This is a genomic window from Sphingomonas sp. RIT328 (assembly GCF_000632225.1).
GTDB lineage: Bacteria > Pseudomonadota > Alphaproteobacteria > Sphingomonadales > Sphingomonadaceae > Sphingomonas > Sphingomonas kyungheensis.
The window spans coordinates 83,476-101,913 of the sequence record NZ_JFYV01000054.1; the positions used below are offsets into that span (position 1 = coordinate 83,476).

18 protein-coding genes and 1 tRNA gene are annotated in these 18,438 nt (G+C 69.0%); 11 read left to right on the top strand and 8 right to left on the bottom strand.

Features of this window, described 5'->3' with window-relative positions; all coding sequences use genetic code 11:
• Positions 1-179 precede the first annotated feature (179 nt).
• The 3 genes from BW41_RS18085 (at position 180) to BW41_RS18095 (ending at position 2,672) form a co-directional block, all read left to right on the top strand.
• Positions 180-2,027 (top strand): potassium transporter Kup, encoded by a 1,848-nt coding sequence (locus tag BW41_RS18085; RefSeq protein ID WP_235199825.1) that lies wholly within the window; start codon positions 180-182, stop codon positions 2,025-2,027.
• Positions 2,024-2,551, top strand: a complete 528-nt coding sequence (locus BW41_RS18090; protein WP_037536320.1) for a 2'-5' RNA ligase family protein — start codon at positions 2,024-2,026, stop codon at positions 2,549-2,551. Before BW41_RS18085 ends, BW41_RS18090 begins: the two co-directional genes overlap by 4 nt.
• A 44-nt stretch (positions 2,552-2,595) precedes the next feature.
• Positions 2,596-2,672 (top strand) — tRNA-Met (locus tag BW41_RS18095).
• A 33-nt stretch (positions 2,673-2,705) separates the two neighbouring features.
• Here the strand turns inward: BW41_RS18095 and BW41_RS18100 are convergent.
• Positions 2,706-2,969, bottom strand: coding sequence for a SemiSWEET family transporter (locus tag BW41_RS18100; RefSeq protein ID WP_037536321.1), 264 nt, complete (start codon positions 2,967-2,969; stop codon positions 2,706-2,708).
• A gap of 158 nt (positions 2,970-3,127) precedes the next feature.
• On the opposite strand from BW41_RS18100, the gene BW41_RS18105 reads away from it, so the two are divergent.
• Positions 3,128-3,418, top strand: a complete 291-nt coding sequence (locus BW41_RS18105) for a hypothetical protein (protein WP_037536322.1) — start codon at positions 3,128-3,130, stop codon at positions 3,416-3,418.
• A 28-nt stretch (positions 3,419-3,446) separates the two neighbouring features.
• On the opposite strand, the gene fdhD is transcribed toward BW41_RS18105, so the two are convergent.
• From fdhD to BW41_RS18120, 3 genes are read right to left on the bottom strand one after another with little or no spacing between them, the layout of a single operon-like run.
• Positions 3,447-4,226, bottom strand: coding sequence for a formate dehydrogenase accessory sulfurtransferase FdhD (gene fdhD / locus BW41_RS18110; RefSeq protein ID WP_037536324.1), 780 nt, complete (start codon positions 4,224-4,226; stop codon positions 3,447-3,449).
• Positions 4,223-4,816 (bottom strand): molybdenum cofactor guanylyltransferase, encoded by a 594-nt coding sequence (gene mobA, locus BW41_RS18115; protein ID WP_235199826.1) that lies wholly within the window; start codon positions 4,814-4,816, stop codon positions 4,223-4,225. Before mobA ends, fdhD begins: the two co-directional genes overlap by 4 nt.
• Entirely contained in the window at positions 4,723-7,017 is a 2,295-nt protein-coding gene (locus tag BW41_RS18120; RefSeq protein WP_200870468.1) for an FdhF/YdeP family oxidoreductase, read from the bottom strand. The genes mobA and BW41_RS18120 overlap by 94 nt, the downstream gene beginning before the upstream one ends.
• Positions 7,018-7,228: 211 nt before the next feature.
• Between BW41_RS18120 and trxB the strand changes: the two genes are divergently transcribed.
• Positions 7,229-8,197 carry a thioredoxin-disulfide reductase gene (gene trxB, locus BW41_RS18125; RefSeq protein WP_037536329.1) on the top strand — a complete coding sequence of 323 codons (969 nt, stop codon included), beginning with the start codon at positions 7,229-7,231 and terminating at the stop codon, positions 8,195-8,197.
• A gap of 226 nt (positions 8,198-8,423) precedes the next feature.
• Here trxB and BW41_RS18130 read toward each other — a convergent pair whose 3' ends face one another.
• From BW41_RS18130 to BW41_RS18140, 3 genes are read right to left on the bottom strand one after another with little or no spacing between them, the layout of a single operon-like run.
• Complete coding sequence (locus tag BW41_RS18130) at positions 8,424-9,188, bottom strand: hydrolase 1, exosortase A system-associated (RefSeq protein ID WP_037536332.1); 765 nt, start codon at positions 9,186-9,188, stop codon at positions 8,424-8,426.
• A complete protein-coding gene (locus BW41_RS18135; RefSeq protein ID WP_037536333.1) occupies positions 9,176-9,886 on the bottom strand; it encodes a hypothetical protein in 711 nt (236 codons plus the stop codon). The genes BW41_RS18130 and BW41_RS18135 overlap by 13 nt, the downstream gene beginning before the upstream one ends.
• A gap of 10 nt (positions 9,887-9,896) precedes the next feature.
• On the bottom strand, positions 9,897-10,169 hold the full coding sequence (locus BW41_RS18140; protein ID WP_037536336.1) for an acyl carrier protein: 273 nt from the start codon (positions 10,167-10,169) through the stop codon (positions 9,897-9,899).
• A gap of 82 nt (positions 10,170-10,251) precedes the next feature.
• Here BW41_RS18140 and BW41_RS18145 point away from each other — a divergent pair, with 82 nt between their 5' ends.
• Together BW41_RS18145 and BW41_RS18150 are read left to right on the top strand one after the other, a co-directional pair.
• On the top strand, positions 10,252-11,748 hold the full coding sequence (locus tag BW41_RS18145; protein ID WP_037536339.1) for an AMP-binding protein: 1,497 nt from the start codon (positions 10,252-10,254) through the stop codon (positions 11,746-11,748).
• Positions 11,745-12,965 (top strand): pyridoxal-dependent decarboxylase, exosortase A system-associated, encoded by a 1,221-nt coding sequence (locus tag BW41_RS18150; protein ID WP_037536340.1) that lies wholly within the window; start codon positions 11,745-11,747, stop codon positions 12,963-12,965. Before BW41_RS18145 ends, BW41_RS18150 begins: the two co-directional genes overlap by 4 nt.
• Here the strand turns inward: BW41_RS18150 and BW41_RS18155 are convergent.
• The gene (locus BW41_RS18155) at positions 12,962-13,381 is read right to left on the bottom strand and encodes a DUF4879 domain-containing protein (RefSeq protein ID WP_152542409.1); all 420 of its coding nucleotides are present in this window, start codon (positions 13,379-13,381) and stop codon (positions 12,962-12,964) included. The two genes, BW41_RS18150 and BW41_RS18155, sit on opposite strands and share 4 nt — an antisense overlap.
• 243 nt (positions 13,382-13,624) lie before the next feature.
• Between BW41_RS18155 and BW41_RS18160 the strand changes: the two genes are divergently transcribed.
• The 4 genes from BW41_RS18160 (at position 13,625) to BW41_RS18175 (ending at position 18,435) form a co-directional block, all read left to right on the top strand.
• Positions 13,625-14,215, top strand: a complete 591-nt coding sequence (locus tag BW41_RS18160) for an XrtA/PEP-CTERM system exopolysaccharide export protein (protein ID WP_443027658.1) — start codon at positions 13,625-13,627, stop codon at positions 14,213-14,215.
• Between the two features lie 64 nt (positions 14,216-14,279).
• The gene (locus BW41_RS18165) at positions 14,280-15,788 is read left to right on the top strand and encodes an XrtA system polysaccharide chain length determinant (protein ID WP_037536343.1); all 1,509 of its coding nucleotides are present in this window, start codon (positions 14,280-14,282) and stop codon (positions 15,786-15,788) included.
• Entirely contained in the window at positions 15,785-16,828 is a 1,044-nt protein-coding gene (locus BW41_RS18170; RefSeq protein WP_443027657.1) for an AAA family ATPase, read from the top strand. Before BW41_RS18165 ends, BW41_RS18170 begins: the two co-directional genes overlap by 4 nt.
• Entirely contained in the window at positions 16,825-18,435 is a 1,611-nt protein-coding gene (locus tag BW41_RS18175; RefSeq protein WP_235199827.1) for a hypothetical protein, read from the top strand. Before BW41_RS18170 ends, BW41_RS18175 begins: the two co-directional genes overlap by 4 nt.
• Positions 18,436-18,438: the final 3 nt, after the last annotated feature.

The window sequence follows — 18,438 nt, forward strand, 5'->3', positions numbered from 1 at the left end:
AGCCTTCCCGTTGCCCGCATCGTTCAGCCCATGCTAAGGCGGGATCATATGGAACAGGTTGGGAACATGGCCGGACTTCGCTGCGCGTCGGATCGGTCGCACCGCTCGTGACAACGCCGGTACCGGCCGCCGTGCCGAATGCGCGCGACGAGGGGGACGCTCAGGGTCATCACGACGGCATGCTCAAGCTTGCCGTCGGGGCGATCGGCATCGTCTTCGGCGATATCGGCACCAGCCCGCTCTACGCCTTTCGCGAGACCTTCGCCGGGCACCACAAGCTGGCGCTCGATCCGCTGCACATCATGGGCGTGCTCAGCCTGATGTTCTGGTCGATGATGATCGTCGTGACGATCAAATATGTCGCGATCATCATGCGCGCCGACAACAAGGGGGAGGGCGGCAGCCTCGCGCTGCTCGCGCTCGTCTCGGGCCGGACCAAGAGCCGGCGCTGGTCGGCGGGGATCATCCTGCTCGGCGTCTTCGCGACCTCGCTCTTCTACGGCGATTCGATGATCACCCCGGCGGTGACCGTGCTCGGCGCGGTCGAGGGGCTGGCGATCGCCGCGCCGGCGTTCGGCGGATTGGTGCTGCCGATCGTCATCGCCATCCTCATCGCCTTGTTCTGGGTGCAGAAGAGCGGCACCGCGCGGATCGGGCTGGTGTTCGGGCCGATCATGCTCGTCTATTTCACCGTCATCGCCGTGCTCGGCCTGATCAGCGTGATGCAGACGCCGGCGGTGCTCTGGGCCTTTTCGCCGCATCATGCGGTGCATTTCTTCCTCGCCGATCCGGTCCGGGCGTTTCTCGCGCTCGGCTCGGTGGTGCTGGCGGTGACCGGGGCGGAGGCGCTCTATGCCGACATGGGCCATTTCGGGCGACGGCCGATCGGACTGTCGTGGCTGGTGTTCGTGCTGCCGGCGCTGATGTGCAACTATCTGGGGCAGGGCGCTTTGCTGTTCCGCGAGGGCACCGCCGCGCTGGAAAGCCCCTTCTACATGCTCGCGCCCGATTCGCTCCAGCTGCCTTTGGTCATCCTCGCGACGATGGCGGCGATCATCGCCAGCCAGGCGGTGATCTCGGGCGCTTTCTCGGTGACGCAGCAGGCAATCCAATTGGGCTTCATGCCGCGGCTGCGCATCGAACATACCAGCGCGGCGACCGCCGGACAGATCTACATCCCGATCGTCAACTGGATGCTGATGGTCATGGTGATCCTGCTGGTGCTGTTCTTCCGCACCTCGTCCAACCTCACCTCCGCCTATGGCATCGCGGTGACGGGGGCGATGTTCATCGATTCTTGCCTGCTCGGCGTCGCGCTGACGCGGCTGTGGAACTGGCCGCTCTATGCCGCCGCACCGTTGCTCGGCCTGTTTTTCCTCGTCGACGGCGCCTATTTCTCGGCCAATCTCACCAAGGTGCCCGACGGCGGCTGGTTCCCGCTGATGGTCGGCTTCATCGTCTTCACCTTCCTCACCACCTGGTCCAAGGGACGGCAGCTGATGATGGACCGGCTGCGCGAGGCGGCGATGCCGATCAAGGTGTTTATCACCTCCGCCGCCAGTTCGGCGAGCCGGGTGCCCGGCACCGCAGTGTTCATGACCTCGTCGGCGGACGGCGTGCCGCATGCGCTGCTGCACAATCTCAAGCACAACAAGGTGCTGCACGAGCGGGTGATCCTGCTCACCGTCAAGATCGTCCAGCAGCCCTATTGGCGCGAGGCGGATCGCGCCATGACCGAGGAGATGGGTGACGGCTTCTACCGCCTGATCCTGCGCTACGGCTTCATGGAGGAGGTCGACGTGCCGGCGGCGCTCAAGCGCGTGCATGGCTGCGGTGCCGAGTTCAAGATGATGGACACCAGCTTCTTCCTGTCGCGCCAGACGCTGCTCCCCTCCGAACGGCCGGGGATGATGCTGTGGCGCGAGAAGCTGTTCGCCTGGATGCTGCGCAACGCGGAGAGCGCGATGGAATTCTTCCGCCTGCCGACCAATCGCGTCGTCGAGCTCGGCAGTCAGGTGGAGATTTGACCGGCCCCGCCGCCGGTCCGGCACCCGCACCGATCATCGTCACCGCGCTGTTCGGGCGGCAGGACCAGGGCTGGTTCGACGCGCAACGCGCCGCGCATTTCCCGCCCGAACGCAACCAGCTGTCGGCGCATCTCACCATGTTCCATCATCTGCCGCCCTCGGCGGAGGCGGAGATCAAGCATCGCCTGTCCGGCCTCACCCGCGGCATCGCTGCGCCGGTGGCGCGCGTCGGTGGGCTGATCTCGCTGGGGCGCGGCGTCGCCTATCGTATCGAATCGCCCGAGCTGGTCGCGATCCGCCGTGAGCTGGCCGATGCCTTTTCCGGGCTGCTGACGCCGCAGGATGCCGGCGGCTGGCGTCCGCACGTCACCATCCAGAACAAGGTGCAGCCCAATATCGCCAAGCTGCTGCTCGCCGCGCTGAGCCGCGATTTCGTCGCGCGCGAGGTCGAGATCGCCGGTCTTGCCACCTGGTGGTATCGCGGCGGGCCGTGGGAAGCACTTTCCCGTCATATGTTCGCTTGACGGCTGCTGTATCCCACACTTATAGGCGCCACCTCACACGGCGGGGCGGAGTAGCTCAGCTGGTTAGAGCACGGGAATCATAATCCTGGGGTCGGGGGTTCAAGTCCCTCCTCCGCTACCATTTCCGGTAGCGCCCGCCGGTGTGAGCATCATCCTACAGCGCCGTCACAAAGGTGATCAGCCCCAGCACCACGCCGGGTGCGTTGGCGAGCGTCACCGGCCAGTCGCGCCGCTGCTTGACCAGGCCATAGGTCACCCACAGGCTGCAATTGAGCATCGTGCACAGCGGCTGGATCGCCGAGCCCTTGTGGCCGGCCAGATTGAGCCGGATCTGCGACACGTAAGAGACGTACATCGCGACTGCGGTCAGCGTGGCGATCCAGCCGAGCAGATGCACGGCGCGACGTTCGGTAGTCATCAATCAGGTCCCCCTCGGGCGGCATCGCCGCGGCAGACACGGGTAATGACCGGGCGGCGGCTGTGTTGCGTCGGCCGGCCGCGAAAAACGAACCTGTGATAACGTCCTGTAAAGACGCGCCATGCCATGGCGGTCGTCGCTGCGGAGCGAGGCCGGTCATGCCCTATCATCATCCTGTCGAGCGTCGCCGCGGGGACCGTCGCGTCGCTGCCCGCCCGGCCACGCCGGACCGCCGCCTCGCCGAACGCCGGCGCGACGAGGTCAAACTGGTCCGCAAGCCCGAGCCGATGCATCGCGGCGTGCTATGGGCGGCGGTGGCGATGATCCTGATCCTCGCCGACAGCGTCTTCCTCGACGGGACCTATCGCCACATGCTGATCGACGGGTTCGACGGCGTCATCGACGGCATTCGCAACTGGTCGGCGCATCTGTGGGATTGGGGGCACTGACGACCGGCGGCGCGGCGGAGGCGCGTCCTCAGGCGAAGACCGCGCCGGGATCGTTGAGCAGCAGCAGCGCATCCGATCGCGCCAGCGCCACCAGCGTCAGCCCGTGCGCGCGGGCGTGATCGATGCCGAGGCTGGTCGCGGCGGAGATGCCGACGAGCAGCGGCGTTCCCGCCACCAGCGCCTTGTCGACCATCTCGAAGCTGATCCGCGACGTGACCAGGGTGAACGCCGCATCGACTCCCAGGCCGATCAGTTTGTCGAGCGCATTGTGGCGGCCGACATCCTCGCAGAGCGCGAGGATCGCGCCGTCGACACCGCAGGCTGCGGCGGCATGCACCGCGCCGGTGCTGCGGTTGAGGTGCTGCGAATCGCGCACCAGCCCCAGCGCATGGAATATCGCAGCGGGCGCGACGCGCGGCGCCTCCGGCCGGCGGGCGACCGGGCGGACGAGCTGTTCGAGGCTGGCGATCCCGCACAGGCCGCAGCTGGTGTCGCTGGTGCGGTGGCGGATGCGGTCGGCGATACGGCCGCGGCACCGCTCCGCCAGCGCGACGCGGACGATCCAGCCTGCCGGCGCCTCGAACACGTCGATGTCGAGGATGTCGCCGCGCGTATCCGCCAGTCGTTCGGTCAGCATGAAGCCGGTCGCGAACGCCGCCAGATCGCGCGGCGTCATCATCATCACCGCATAGCCGAGACCGTCGACCTCGATCGCGACCGGCGCCTCGATCGCCATCGCCCGTGTCGCGGCATCGATGCTGCCGTCGGGGCGCAGCACGTGCACCGCCTCCTGCCGCGCGCCGCTCACAGCGCGAGCAGGTCGTCGGGCGTGTTGACGTTGACCAGCGGCGCGGGGCTGGGGATCGGCAGCGCGCCGATGCTGCGCGCCCAATTCTGTACCGAGCGCCGCGGCGATTCGGCGATATGGCGGAGCAGCGACGGCGCGAGCGCGCTCGGCCAATGGCCGATCACCGGCGCGTCGAGACAGAAGCTGGGCGCGCGGCGCAGCAACGCCGGCAGCAGCGGCTCGGGCAACAGCGGCATGTCGCAGGGCAGCGTCAGCACCGAGGCATAGCCATGCGCCGCGCCATAAGCGAGCGCCCCGGCGATCCCGCCGAGCGGACCGAGGCCGGCGTGCGGCCGATCGCACACGCCGTCGTCGCGCCCGACGACGACCACCGCATCCGCCTGTTCCGCGCCGAGCGCGCGCATATGGTCGAGCAGCGGACGCCCCCGATAGAGCGCCGCCGCCTTGTCCGTCCCGAAGCGGCGCGACTGGCCGCCGGCGAGGATCGCCGCGAGGATCAGGCGGATCGCTCCACCCGCACCGGCACCGACTTGCCCGCCGGCACGTGGCTCTGCTCGGCCTTGTGCGTCACCGGCATCAGCACGTTGCACTCGGGATAATAAGCGCCGAGGCATCCCTGCGGAATGTCGTAGGGGACGACGAGCAGCTGGCCGACCCGCCGGTCGCCGTTGCTGCCCGCGTCGCCGACGAGGTCGACCAGGTCATGTTCGGCGAGGCCCATCGTCGCCATGTCGGCGCGGTTCATGAAGACGATGTCGCGCGTGCCTTTGATGCCGCGGAACCGGTCGTGATAGCCATAGACGGTGGTGTTGAACTGATCGTTCGAACGCAGCGTCATCAGCCGGAACCGCCCGGGCGCCTCGGCGAAACCGGTCGCGTTGAGTGTCGAGGGCACGTTGAACTCGGCGCGGCCGCTTTCGGTCAGCCATTGCCGATGCGCCGCCTCGACGCCCTTCCAGAAGCCGCCCGGTACCCACATCCGCTCGTTGAAGCGGGTGAATTTGTCGGGATAGGTCGCCTCGATCGCGTCGCGGACCAGCGCGTAATCGCCGACCCACGCATCCCAGTCGACCTTCGGATTGGGCGCCAGTGTCGCCTTGGCGATGCCCGCGACGATCGCCGGCTCGGACAGCAGGGTGTCCGCCGCCGGCGTCGCCTTGCCGCGCGAACCGTAGATGCGGCTGAAACTGTCCTCCATCGTCACCGCCTGCGGCCCCGTCGCCTGCTCGTCGGTCTCGATCCGGCCGAGGCAGGGGAGCAGGTAACAGGTCTTGCCGGGCAGCAGATGCGTGCGGTTGAGCTTGGTCGCGATGCTGACGGTGAGGTCGAGCTGCTGCCACGCCGGCTCGATCTCGGCGGTCGCCGGCACGGCGCGGGCGAGATTGCCGCCGAGGCCGATGAACGCCTGGGCGGTGCCGTCGATGATATGTTCGCACGCCTCGACCGTGTCCCAGCCCTTGTCGCGCGGCGGCTCGAAATCGTAGAGCGCCTTGAGCCGGTCGAGCGGCGCCAATTCAGGCTTTTCGGTGATGCCGACGGTGCGCTGGCCCTGGACGTTGCTGTGCCCGCGCACCGGGCCGAAGCCTGCGCCCGGCTTGCCGACGTTGCCGCGCAACAGCATCAGATTGACCAGGGTGTGCAGATTGTCGATGCCGTGGACGTGCTGGGTCAGCCCCATGCCGTAGACGCAGATGACGCGCTTCGACTTGGCGTAGATCGCACCGACGCCTTCCAGCTCGCCGCGGCTGAGCCCGCTCTCATGCTCGATCGTCGCCCAGTCGGTCGCGCGCACCATGTCGGCGAAGGCCTCGAAGCCCTTGGTATGTTCGGCGATGAAGGCGTGGTCGAGGATAGCGGGGGCGCCGATCCGCTGGCACTGGTCGTCCGCCTCGATGACATATTTGCAGATGCCGAGCATCGCCGCGATGTCGCCGCCGGTCTTGACCTGATGATATTGGCTGGCGATCGGCGTCGACTTGCCGGTGACCATCTCGATCGGGTTCTGCGGATCGGTGAACCGTTCGAGCCCGCGTTCCTTCAACGGGTTGAAGACGATGATCTCGACCCCGCGCTTGGCGCAGGCGCGCAGCGGGTGAAGCGCCCGCGGGCTGTTCACGCCAGGGTTCTGGCCGAAATAGAGGATCATGTCGCAGCTGTCGTAATCCGACAGATGGATCGTGCCGACCGGCGATCCGATCGCGGACTTCAACCCGACCGACGTCGTCTCGTGGCACATGTTGGACGAATCGGGCAGGTTCTGGCTGCCGTACATCCGTGCCATCAGCGCCCACATATAGCTCGTCTCGAGGCTGGCGCGGCCGGAGGCGTAGAAGACGACCTTGGCCGGGTCATAGCCCTTGAGATGCGCGCCGATGTCGGCAAACGCCTCCTCCCAGCTCACCGCGACGTAGCGGTCGCTCGCCGCGTCATATCGCATCGGATGGGTGAGGCGGCCCGCCTGTTCGAGGTCGAAATCCTTCCATCCGCGCAACTCGGTGACGCTATGCTCGGTGAAGAAGGCGGGCGTGGTGCGATAGCTGGTCAGCTCCCACGCGGTCGCCTTGGCGCCGTTCTCGCAGAATTCCGCGATATGCGGATGCGCGGGCTTCCCCCAGGCGCACGACACGCACATCACGCCCTCCGGCTTGTTCTGCCGGGCAAGCTCGCGCACCGTCTCGGGATTGACCTTCTCGCGCAGGTTGATGCGGGCGACCGACTTCATCGACCCCCAGCCGCCGGACGGGCCGGTATAGGGTTCGGTACTGATCTGATCGTCGGCCACTATGTTCATCCCTCACGCTTCGTGAGCGCGAACGCGTGGAGGCGAGGGTTGGATGCACGGAAACGATGACAGGATGCCGCTGGGCCGACGATCCCGCCGCCAACCGTCCCCGGTGATCCGATTATAGCCGCATTCGGCGATGATTTGCCGACGGCATTCAAAAACGCCGCATGATCGCCTAGATCAGCATCCGAATCTTCCCTTCCGACAGGCTGTTCCCATGACCACCCATTCCACGCGCATGCTCATCCTCGGCTCGGGCCCGGCGGGTCTGTCGGCGGCGATCTACGGCGCGCGCGCTGGCATGGCGCCGATCGTCGTCCAGGGCATCCAGCCCGGCGGGCAGCTCACCACCACCACCGATGTCGAGAATTACCCCGGCTTCGCCGACGTCATCCAGGGCCCGTGGCTGATGGAGCAGATGCAGAAGCAGGCGGAGCATGTCGGCACGCGGCTGATGTGGGACACGATCGTCGAGGTCGACCTCACCCGGCGGCCGTTCCGGCTGATCGGCGACGGCGGCGACGTCTACGAGGGCGAGGTGCTGGTGATCGCCACCGGCGCGCAGGCGAAATGGCTCGGGCTCGAATCGGAGGAGGCGATGAAGGGCAAGGGCGTGTCCGCCTGCGCGACCTGCGACGGCTTCTTTTACCGTGGCAAGAAGGTGGCGGTGATCGGCGGCGGCAATACCGCGGTCGAGGAGGCGCTTTACCTCACCAACCACAGCGACGACGTCACGCTGATCCATCGCCGCGACACGTTGCGCGCTGAGCGCATCTTGCAGGAGCGGCTGCACGCGCATCCCAACGTCACCGTGCTGTGGAACAAGGAGGTGCGCGAGTTCGTCGACGGCGGCGGCAATGCCGGCCTCGTCGCGCTCGATCTGGAGGATACGGTGACGGGCGAACATTCGCGCCTGTCGGTCGACGGCGGGTTCGTCGCGATCGGCCACCATCCCGCGACCGAGCTGTTCCGCGGCCATCTCGCGCTCGACGACGACGGCTATATCGCGGTCGAAACCGGCTCGACCCGCACCAGCGTGCCGGGCGTCTTCGCCTGCGGCGACGTCGCCGACAAAATCTATCGCCAGGCGGTGACCGCGGCGGGCACCGGCTGCATGGCCGCGCTCGATGCGGAGCGCTTTCTCGCCGCCGCCGAGTTCGAGGAGATGGCCGAGGCGGCGGAATAGCGACCGGCCGTGGCCGGAACGGGCGTCGGCACTGCATGACCTTGCAGCGGTGCTCGATGTCGCTGTTCTAGACTGGAAGGTGATCACGCGAAGACACGAAGGCGCTAAGAGTTCAGTGCAATACAATGACGTGGAAGCGTCGGGCGAGTGCACTTCCAGACTATAGAGGAAAGCGCTTCCCTTGTGCGACGACCGAATTTTTCGCGTCTTTGCGGCTTCGCGTGTGTTATTGGTCTTCCAGCAAACCCGCGACCAACGCCTGGAACTGCCGCTGATCCGTCTCCCGGGCGAAGCTGTGCGAGGCGGTGTCGATCCGATGCGCGGGAAGATGCGGCGCTGCGGCGGCGAAGGCCTGCGCGGTGGCGTCGCCGCTCGCGAGGATGATCGTGGCGGCATCGCCCCAATTTTCGATCGCGCCGACGATCCGCCGCGCGAGTGTCTGCGGCAGAGCGGTCGAGGCCTTGTGCAGACCGCGGAGCGCCTTGCCGAGATCGATGCGGCCGGAAAGCAGCCGCGCCCAGGCGCGCCGGCTGGTCAGGCGCTGGCGATAGGTGGCGCGGATCGCGGCGACCGGGGGAAGGTCGTCGAAGTCCTCGATCGTCCAGGGATTGGCGAGGATCAGGCGATCGACTCCCGCCTCGCGGCCGTGGAGCGCGAGCAGGCTCGCCGCGTCGCAATTGCCATAAGCGACGATCGTCGCGAGCTGCGGCGCGGCGGCGCGGAAGGCTTCCGCCGCGGCGACGAGATCGCCGCGGGCGGACAGGTACCCGTGGTTGTCGCCCGACGAATCGCCGATCCCGCGCCGGTCGTAGCGAAAGACGGGATGGCCGCGGGCCGTCATCGCCGCGGCGAGCAGCGCCATGCCGCGATGCGCGCCGCAGCGGATTTCGTTGCCGCCGGAGACGATCAGCAATCCGGTCGCGCCCGCCGCCATGTCGAGCGAGCCGATCAGCGTCTCGCCCGCACAGGGAAAGGTGATCAGGCTTCGCACGCCGCGATCCAGCCGGCGATATCCTCGGCGAGCAGCGCGGCGAGCGCGGCATCGTTGCCCGGTTCGCTGCGGCGCCACAGCGGGGCGGCATCGACGTGGCGGTCGGCTGCGGCGGGGTCGCTGGCGAGGCGGACGACGCGACGGGGGATGCCGGGCTGATCGGACGGCGTCGCCGCCGACATCGACAGCAACAGGTCGCTTGGCAACAGGTTGCCGGCGATCTCGACCGGATCGCCACCCGCCATCATCATCGTCTGGTCGCCGGAATGGCTGGCGGCTCGCCACGTCCGATGCAAATCCCGCAGCAGGTCTGCGCCGGTTTGCGGCGCGAGATGCCACCGTCCGCTATGGAGCGCGCAGCCGTCGAGCAACGCTCCGCTTCGAATGCCCACCGCATAGGTGCGCCGCCCGTCGTCGAAACAGCGATCCGTGATGGCCTCCAGCGCCGTCGCCATGCGCAGCAGCGTAAGGCCGGCGAGCGGGGTGATGCTCTCCCCCTGACCCGGCACGTCGGGCAGCACACTGCCGATGCCCCGCTCCGCCAGCGCCCGCAGCAGCGTCACCACGAAGGTCCGTGTGCGATTGCCTTCCTCGAACATCGGCAGCGCGACGACGGCGAGCGGCCCGTCGTCGGGGCCGAAGCGCAGCATCGCCTCGCGCCCGCCCGGCCAGTCGTAATGATCGATCCGCGGCGCCATGCCGCAGAGGCTAGACGAGCGCCTTGCTCGCGGCAAATTCGACCAGCGCGCCGAAGGTTTCGAGCATATCGCCATCGACTTCGTCATCCTCGATCAGGATGCCGAGCCGGTCCTCGATCTCGGTCAGCACGCTGGCGACCGCCATCGAATCGAGTTCGGGCAGCGCGCCGAACAGCGGCGTCGTCGCGGTGAAGCCGGCGACGCGCTCGGCGGAAAGGCCCAACACGTCACGCAGGACGGCGCGGACGGTGGTCTCGACGGTGTCATAGCCTTCGGGAAGCAAAGCGGCGGCCCTGATCGGTTGCGGATAGCCGCCGGTACTGGCTGGGGCTGCATTCGGCAACAGAGTGACGCTAAGAGGGGCGATGGCCCTGCCCGATCCGACCCCGTTTCCGCTCGACCACCTGCTGCGCGGCGCCGCGGACGCGCCCGCGCTGCTGACGCGATCCCGCGACTGGACCTTCGCCGCGCTCGAGGACGCGGTTGCCGCGGTCGCCGGCTGGCTCGACGCACAAGGGTGTGCGCCCGGCGAGCGGATCGCGAGCTGGTTGCCCAAGACCGTGCTCGCCTGCGTGCTGCCGCTCGCCGCGGCCCGCGCCGGGCTGGTGCACGTCCCGATCAATCCGGCGCTGCGCCGCGCGCAGGTCGCCCATATCCTCGCCGACAGCGGCGCGCGCCTGCTTGTCACCCAGAGCGCGCGCGCCGAAACGCTCGACCCCGCGGACGTGCCGGCGGAGTGCCGCCTGATCGACGAGGGCAAGGTGCCGCTCGCCGGCGGCGGGCCGGGTCGCTCGACCGCAGACCCGCAGTCGCTCGCCGCGATCCTTTACACCTCGGGGTCGACCGGACGGCCCAAGGGGGTGATGCTCAGCCATGCCAATCTGTCACTCGGCGCGGTGGCGGTGGCGCATTACTTGCGATTATCGCCGTCCGACCGGGTGCTCGGGGTGCTGCCGCTCGCCTTCGATTATGGCCAGAACCAGTTGCTGTCCGCCTGGTATGCCGGCGCCGCCGTCGCCCCGCTCGACTATCTGACGGCGCGCGACGTGGTGAAAGCGGTCGAGCGGTTCGAGGCGACGACGCTCGCCGGGGTGCCGCCGTTATGGGTGCAGTTGCTCGACGTCGACTGGCCGGCGGCGACCGCCGCCCGATTGCGACGGCTGACCAATTCGGGCGGCGCCTTGACCGAGCGGCTGGTGCGCGGACTGCGTGCGCGCTTCCCCGCCGCCGAGCTCGTCGCCATGTATGGACTGACCGAGGCGTTCCGTTCGACCTGGCTCGACCCGGCGCTGATCGACGCGCATCCCGACGCGATCGGCCGCGCCATCCCCTTCGCCGAGGTGATGGCGGTCCGCCCCGACGGCACGCGCGCGCACGGCGAGCCGGGCGAACTCGTCCACGCCGGGCCGCTGGTGGCGCAGGGCTATTGGCGCGACCCCGAGCGGACGGCCGAACGCTTCCGTCCCGCTCCGCCATGGTCGGCGAGCGGCGGCATCGCGGTCTGGTCGGGGGATACCGTCGTCGAAGGGGAGGACGGCCTGTTCCGCTTCGTCGGCCGCGACGACGAGATGATCAAGAGCGCCGGCAACCGGATCAGCCCGCTCGAGATCGAGGAGGCGGTGCTGGCCGGCGGCGAGGCGCGCGAGGCGGTCGCGGTCGGCGTCGCCGATGCGCGGCTCGGGCAGGCGATCACCGTCGTGCTGGCGGGCGATGCCGCGGCGGAGCCGGCGTTGCGGGCGCGATTGCGCAGCCTGTTGCCGAGCTTCATGCAACCGGCTCGTTATGTCTGGCGCGACGCGCTGCCGCGCAACGCCAACGGCAAGCTCGACCGGGCCGCGATCCGCGCCGAGGTGACGGCATGAAGCCGGTCGGTCCGCTGCCGCCCGAATTCGCCGGTCAGTCCGGCGCCCTGACCATCGCCGGCGCGCCGGCGGAACAGTGGGCGGCGGACACGCCGGTCTTCGTCTACGACGCCGGCATCGTCGCCGCGCGCATCCGCCGCTTCCGCGCCGCCTTTCCGAAGGTCGACCTCCATTATGCGATCAAGGCGAACCCCTTGCCCGCGCTGCTCGACACGGTCGCGCCCTGGGTCGACGGCCTCGACGTCGCGTCGGGCGGCGAGCTGGAGCGTGCGCTGGCGGTCAAGCCCGGCGGCGCGATCAGCTTCGCCGGTCCGGGCAAACGCGATGCCGAGCTGGCCGCCGCGCTGCGCAACGGCGCGACGCTCAATCTCGAGTCGGACGGCGAGGCGACGCGCGCGCTGCGGCTCGCCGATCAGCTCGGCGTCACGCCGCGGCTGGCGGTGCGGGTCAATCCCGATGTCGAACTGCGCGGATCGGGCATGAAGATGGGCGGCCGGCCGTCGCCCTTCGGCGTCGATGCGGCCGCGGCGGCGGTCTTGGTCCGCCGGCTGATCGACGCCGGCGCCGACTGGCGCGGCTTCCACATCTATGCCGGAAGTCAGGCGCTCGACGCGGGCGCGATCGTCGAGACGCAGGCGGCCACGCTCGCGCTCGCCGCCCGGCTGGCCGAGGCGGCGGGGGCCGCGCCGCCGCTGGTCAATCTCGGCGGCGGCTTCGGCGTGCCCTATTTCGCCGGCGACCGGCCGCTCGATGTCGAGCGGATCGGGGCAGGCCTTGCGGAGGCATTGGCGACGCGCGCGGCGGTGCTGCGTGAGGCGCGGTTCGCGATCGAGCTCGGCCGCTGGCTGGTCGCCGAGGCGGGCGTCTATCTGACCCGGATCGTCGATCGCAAGACGAGCCAGGGCGAGACGTTCCTCGTCACCGACGGCGGCCTTAACCATCAGCTCGCCGCGAGCGGCAATTTCGGCACGGTGGTGCGGCGCAACTATCCGCTCGCGCTCGCCAGCGCGATCGACGGCCCCGCGGCCGAGACGGTGTCGGTGGTCGGGCCGCTGTGCACGCCGCTCGACCGGCTCGGCGACCGCGTCGCCCTGCCGGAGGCGCAGCCGGGGGACCTGATCGCCGTCTTCCTTGCCGGCGCCTATGGCGCGTCGGCGAGTCCTGCTGCTTTCCTCGGCCATCCTGCCGCGGCGGAGATCGTGGTCGGCGGTGCCTAAAGCAGGGTGATCTCGGCGGTGAAGGTGCGCGCCGGCGCCGTCATCGCACTGTCCTGCACTGTGATCCGGGTGCCTGAGGGCAGGGGGGCGAGATGATAGGTCAGCTCGATCCCCGTCGCGGGCTCGCCCGGTCGGCACGCGCCGGCGACCACCGCCGCACCGCAGAGCAGGCGCTGGCTCGCCGGGGCCTGCGTCACCACGCCGTCGACGCGCAGTACCCGCGCCCGGCCGATGCCGGTTTCGCGGACGACGATCGTCACCGGGCCGTCGTGACGACGCGCGGTGACGGCCTGATCGGGGCCGATCCGCTCGGCCTGCGTCGCCGAACTGACCCCGGTGATCGTCAGACCGATCAGCGGCGGGGCGGCCTGTGCCGAAACGGGAAAGGGATAGGGCAGGAGAACCGAAAGGGTCATCAAAAGCAGCGCACGAGCCATCATGCTGTGATAACGCAACCGGGCGGCCTTGGGGAGGGCGTGCCGATTGTGCTGTAATCGCTGGTCTAGCGTTCCTAACGCTATCTTCACCTCTCCCGCCCCATGACGCGCAGACGTAACCCCGCCTGTGGATGCGGCCCGGCGTCCCCGGGGGGTCAGGAGATGATTATGCGTTCCGGTGGTCCCGTCCGTATCCTGCTCGCGCTTGGCGGCCTCGCGCCGATGCTCGCCGCCTGCGCCACCGATGCGAGCGGCCCGGCGCTGCCGCCGGCCAGTTACGTCGCGAGCAAGGAGCAGCCGGGCGAGGAATATGTCATCGGCCCGCTCGACCAGCTCAACGTCTTCGTCTGGCGCAACCCCGAACTGTCGGCGAAGGTGCAGGTCCGCCCCGACGGCCGCATCACCACGCCGCTGGTCAACGACATGCCCGCGGTCGGCAAGACCCCCTCGGTGCTCGCCGTCGACATGAAGCAGGCGCTCGGCCAATATGTAAAGGACCCGATCGTCTCGGTGATCGTCGAGAATTTCTCGGGGACCTACAGCCAGCAGGTGCGGATCATCGGCGCGACCGAGAAGCCCGCGTCCATTCCCTATCGCGCGAACATGACACTGCTCGACGCGATGATCGCGGTCGGCGGGCTCAACCAATATGCCGCCGGCAACAAGGCCAAGCTGGTCCGCCACGATCGCAAGACCGGCGAGCAGCACGAATACAAGCTCCAGATCGCCGACCTGCTCAAGAAGGGCGATTCGAGCGCCAACGTCGGCCTGCAACCCGGCGACGTGATCATCATCCCCGAGTCGATGTTCTGATGGCCGGCATCCTCCTTACGCACGCCGCGCGCGACCACGCGCCGGCGTTCGCCGGACGCGCGCGGTGAACGGCCTCTACGACGAGGTGCGGCTGGCACTGCACGCGATCTGGACGCGCCGCTGGCTCGCGCTGGCGGTGGCCTGGGGCATCTGCGTCGCCGGCTGGTTCGTCGTCAGCCAGATGCCGAGCCGCTACGAATCGCGGGCGCGCGTCTTCGTCCAGATGCAGTCGATCCTGCCCGCGTCGATCGACGCACCCGCGCAGGCGCAGCAGAAGGATGTCGACACCATCCGCCAGACGCTGATCAGCGCGGTCAATCTCGAAAAGGTGGTGCGCGGCACCGACCTGGCGCAGACCGTGTCGAGCGACCGTGACGTCGCCGACCGCGTCGCCGGCCTCGCCAATGCGATCAAGGTCGAGAGCCAGCAGGACAATCTGTTCCAGATCACCACCACCGCCGCCAGCCCCAAGCTGGCGCAGGCGATCACCCAGAAGCTGATCGACATCTTCGTCGAACAGAATCTCGGCCGCGACCGCAGCCAGACGACGCAGAGCCTCGACTTCCTCAACAAGCAGCTCGACCAGCTCCAGAAGCAGCTCGCCGATGCCGATGCCAAGCGCGCCGATTTCCAGACGCGCTATCTCGGCGCCTTGCCGGGCACCGGCTCGGTCGGCGACCGGATCGGCGCGTCGCGCAGCCAGATGGCGCAGGTCGACAGCGACCTCGCCGCCGCCCAGTCGAGCCTTGCCGCGGTGCAGGGCCAGATGGCGGGGACGCCGGCGACCATCCCGAATGCCGACGGCGTCGCCGCCGGTCCGGCGCGTGCCGCGCTTGCCGCCATCCAGGGCCAGCTCGCCGATGCACGCGCGCGGGGCTATACCGATCAGCATCCCGACGTGATCGCGCTCAAGCGTCAGCTCGTCGCGGCACAGGCGGCGGCGCGCGGCGAACCGGCCGGCGCCGGCGGGGGTACGCCCAATCCGCTCTATCTGTCGTTGCAATCGATGCTCGCCGACAAGCAGAGCGCCGCCGCCGCGCTCAAGATGCGCAAGGCCCAGTTGCAGAGCGACCTCGACCAGCTCAACGCCAAATTGTCGGGCGATCCCGAAGTGGCGGCGGAGCAGGGCCAGATCGACCGCGATTATCAGGTGCTCAAGGATCAATACGATCAATTGCTCACCCAGCGGCAGCAGATCGCGCTGCGTGGCCAGGCGCAGACGCAGACCGACAATGTCAAATTCCAGGTGATCGATCCGCCGACGATGCCGCGCGCGCCGACCGCGCCCAACCGCATGCTGCTGCTGACCGGCGTGCTGATCGTCGGCATCGCCGGCGGCATCGGCGCGGCCTTCGCTCTGGGTCAGCTTCGCGCCACCTTCGCGACCGGACCGCGGCTCGAACGCGCCACCGGCATGCCGGTGATCGGCGCGATCGGCGAGGTGGTGACGCGCAGCCAGTCCGAGCAGCGCGGCAAGCGGCTCAAGCTGTTCCTCGGCGGCACGGCCGGGTTGGTCGCGGCCTATGTGCTGCTGCTCGGCGTCGAGGTGTTGCAGCGGGGGATGGCGGCATGACGGTGCAACGGGACGGGACGATGAGCGGATCGCCACGCGCCGAATCGATGCTCGAGCGCGCCGCCCGAGTCTACGACTTCAATGCGCATCTGCGTCGCCGGCCGCCGCCGATCGATCTGCCCGCGCTCGAAGCGGTGGCACCGCCGCCGCCGGTCGACGCCTGGCAGCAGGCCGACTTGGCGGATCCGACGCTGCTCGCGATCCCGCCCGAGCTGCGCGCGCCGGTCGGCCAAGAACTGCCCGACAGCTTCTACGACGCGCCCGAGCTGACCGACATCGCCGCGATCGATCGCGGCATGCTCGCCGAGGCGGGGATGATCGTGCCGGGTGCACCGGTCGGCCCGCTTGCGGAGGAATTCCGGCTGATCAAGCGGCAGTTGCTGATCACCCGCGAACGCATCGCCCGCGCCGGTCGCGACGATGCCGCCGACGCGGACGCGCTGTCGTCGCGCGACCGGGCGCGCACCGCGCTGATCTGCTCGGCGCGGCCGGGCGACGGCAAGACCTTCTGCGCGGTCAATCTCGCGCTGTCGATGGCGGCGGAACGCGATACCGAAGTGCTGCTGATCGACGCCGACTTCGCCAAGCCCGACGTGCTCGCGCAGCTCGGCCTCGCCGAACAGCCGGGGCTGCTCGACGCGCTCGCCGATGGCCAGATCGACGTCGAGAGCCTGGTGATCCGCACCGATGTCGGCGGCCTGTCGATCCTGCCGGCCGGCACCAAGACCGCGAGCGATACCGAATTGCTCGCCTCCGCCCGGACGCGCGAGGTGCTGGCGCGCCTGCTCGCCGCCAATCCGCGCCGCATCCTCATCTTCGATTCGCCGCCCGCGCTCGCCGCGTCGCCGGCGGCGGTGCTGGCGATGCTGGTCGGGCAGGTCGTGCTGGTGGTGCGCGCCGACCGCACGCCGGAAAGCGAATTGCGCGAGGCGGTGCAGCGGCTCGACGGCTGTGACGAGATCGCGCTGGTGCTCAACGCCGTATCCTTCGTCCCCGGCGGCCATCGCTACGGCACCTATTACGGGCAGGATCGTCCGTGATCCGCACGCTGGGGATGGCGACGGCGCTGGCGGCTCTGGTCGCCGGCGGACAGGCGGGGGCGCAGGTGCAGCGCGGCCGCGTCGTCGCTACGCCCTATGTCGAGGTCGGCCAGATCCTCGACGCCGACCTCAACTCCGGCGACGTGCTGACCTATTCGAGCCTCGCCGCCGGCATCGATGCCGCGGCGAGCACCGCGCGCGTCAAGGGGCAGATCTCCTATCGCTACGAACGCCGCATCTCGTGGGACGACCGGGTCGGCGATGACGACATCCACACCGGCCTCGCCCGCGTCTCGGCGAAGGTCGCGCGCGGGCTGAGCTTCGAGGCGGGCGGCATCGCGACGCGCGCGCGCAGCGACATCCGCGGTGCGGCGCCGGGGGTGATCGTCGGCAACGGCGACAATATCAGCCAAGTCTATGCCGTCTTCGGCGGCCCGAGCTACGTCACGCAGGCAGGGCCGGTGTCGCTCGCCGCCAGCTATCAGGCCGGATACACCAAGGTCGACACGCCGAGCTACGTCGCCTTGCCCGCCGGCCAGTCGCGGCTCGACTATTACGACGATTCGTTCGGGCAGGTCGCGGCGATCGGTGCGAGCGTGCGGCCGGGGCAGGTCGCGCCGGTCGGTCTGAGCGCCAGCGCCGGCTGGGAGCGGGAGGACGCCGGGCAGCTCGACGGCCGCTACCAGAGCTGGCGCGTGCGCGGTGACGTGCTCGCCCCGGTGTCGCCCTATGTCGCGCTGACCGGCGGGGTCGGCTATGAGCGGGTCGAGACGAGCAACCGCGCCGCGCTGGTCGATGCGACGGGCGCGGCGGTGGTCGACGGCAACGGCCGCTACGTCACCGATTCCGCCGCGCCGCGCCAGATCGCCTATCGCACCGACGGCGTCTATTACGACGCGGGCGTCGTCTGGCGCCCCAATCGTCGCCTCTCCGCAGAGGCGCATGTCGGCAAGCGCTACGGTTCGCTGAGCGTGACCGGGCTCGCCACCTATCAGGCCTCCGAGCGGGTCGCGGTCGCTGCCGACGTCTATGACACGGTCACCACCTTCGGCCGGCAGCTGCGTACCGGGCTCGCCAACCTGCCGACGAGCTTCCTGTCGGCGCGCGACGCCTTTACCCAGCAATATAACGGCTGCGTCTTCGCGACGAGCGGATCGACGCCGGGCGGCTGCCTCAACGACGTCTTCCAGTCGATCGCCACCGCCAGCTATCGCGCGCGCGGCGTCGACGGCGTCGTGTCGATCACCCGCGGGCGCTCGGCCTATGGCGGCGGCATCGGCTATGCCAATCGCAAGCTGTTCGACCGCGACGACGTTCCGGGCGTGACGCTGTACGGCGTCGAAGACCAGAGCGCCTATGCGCAATTGTTCTACAACCGCACGCTCACCGCGCTGTCGACACTCGCCGCCAACCTGTTCGTCAATTACTATGAATCGGGTATCGCCCGCACGCCGGGGATCTGGTCCTACGGCGTGACGGGGAGTTACGGGCGCAGCTTCGGGCGCGTCACCACCACGGCCAGCGCCGGCATTTACGCCTTTGATACCGGAGACGTAGATACCGTCTGGTCGGCGCAGGCACTGATTGCCGCGCGCTACTCGTTCTAAGGG

What these genes read in the sequence shown, in the direction of transcription:
- BW41_RS18160 (WP_443027658.1), top strand. Translation starts at nt 13,625, where the DNA reads ATGCTCGCCGCCTGCGCCACCGATGCGAGCGGCCCGGCGCTGCCGCCG.
- BW41_RS18085 (WP_235199825.1), top strand. Translation starts at nt 180, where the DNA reads ATGCTCAAGCTTGCCGTCGGGGCGATCGGCATCGTCTTCGGCGATATC.
- BW41_RS18155 (WP_152542409.1), bottom strand. Translation starts at nt 13,381, where the DNA reads ATGACCCTTTCGGTTCTCCTGCCCTATCCCTTTCCCGTTTCGGCACAG.
- BW41_RS18120 (WP_200870468.1), bottom strand. Translation starts at nt 7,017, where the DNA reads ATGAACATAGTGGCCGACGATCAGATCAGTACCGAACCCTATACCGGC.
- BW41_RS18100 (WP_037536321.1), bottom strand. Translation starts at nt 2,969, where the DNA reads ATGACTACCGAACGTCGCGCCGTGCATCTGCTCGGCTGGATCGCCACG.
- trxB (WP_037536329.1), top strand. Translation starts at nt 7,229, where the DNA reads ATGACCACCCATTCCACGCGCATGCTCATCCTCGGCTCGGGCCCGGCG.
- BW41_RS18150 (WP_037536340.1), top strand. Translation starts at nt 11,745, where the DNA reads ATGAAGCCGGTCGGTCCGCTGCCGCCCGAATTCGCCGGTCAGTCCGGC.
- BW41_RS18135 (WP_037536333.1), bottom strand. Translation starts at nt 9,886, where the DNA reads ATGGCGCCGCGGATCGATCATTACGACTGGCCGGGCGGGCGCGAGGCG.
- BW41_RS18145 (WP_037536339.1), top strand. Translation starts at nt 10,252, where the DNA reads ATGGCCCTGCCCGATCCGACCCCGTTTCCGCTCGACCACCTGCTGCGC.
- BW41_RS18170 (WP_443027657.1), top strand. Translation starts at nt 15,785, where the DNA reads ATGACGGTGCAACGGGACGGGACGATGAGCGGATCGCCACGCGCCGAA.
- BW41_RS18105 (WP_037536322.1), top strand. Translation starts at nt 3,128, where the DNA reads ATGCCCTATCATCATCCTGTCGAGCGTCGCCGCGGGGACCGTCGCGTC.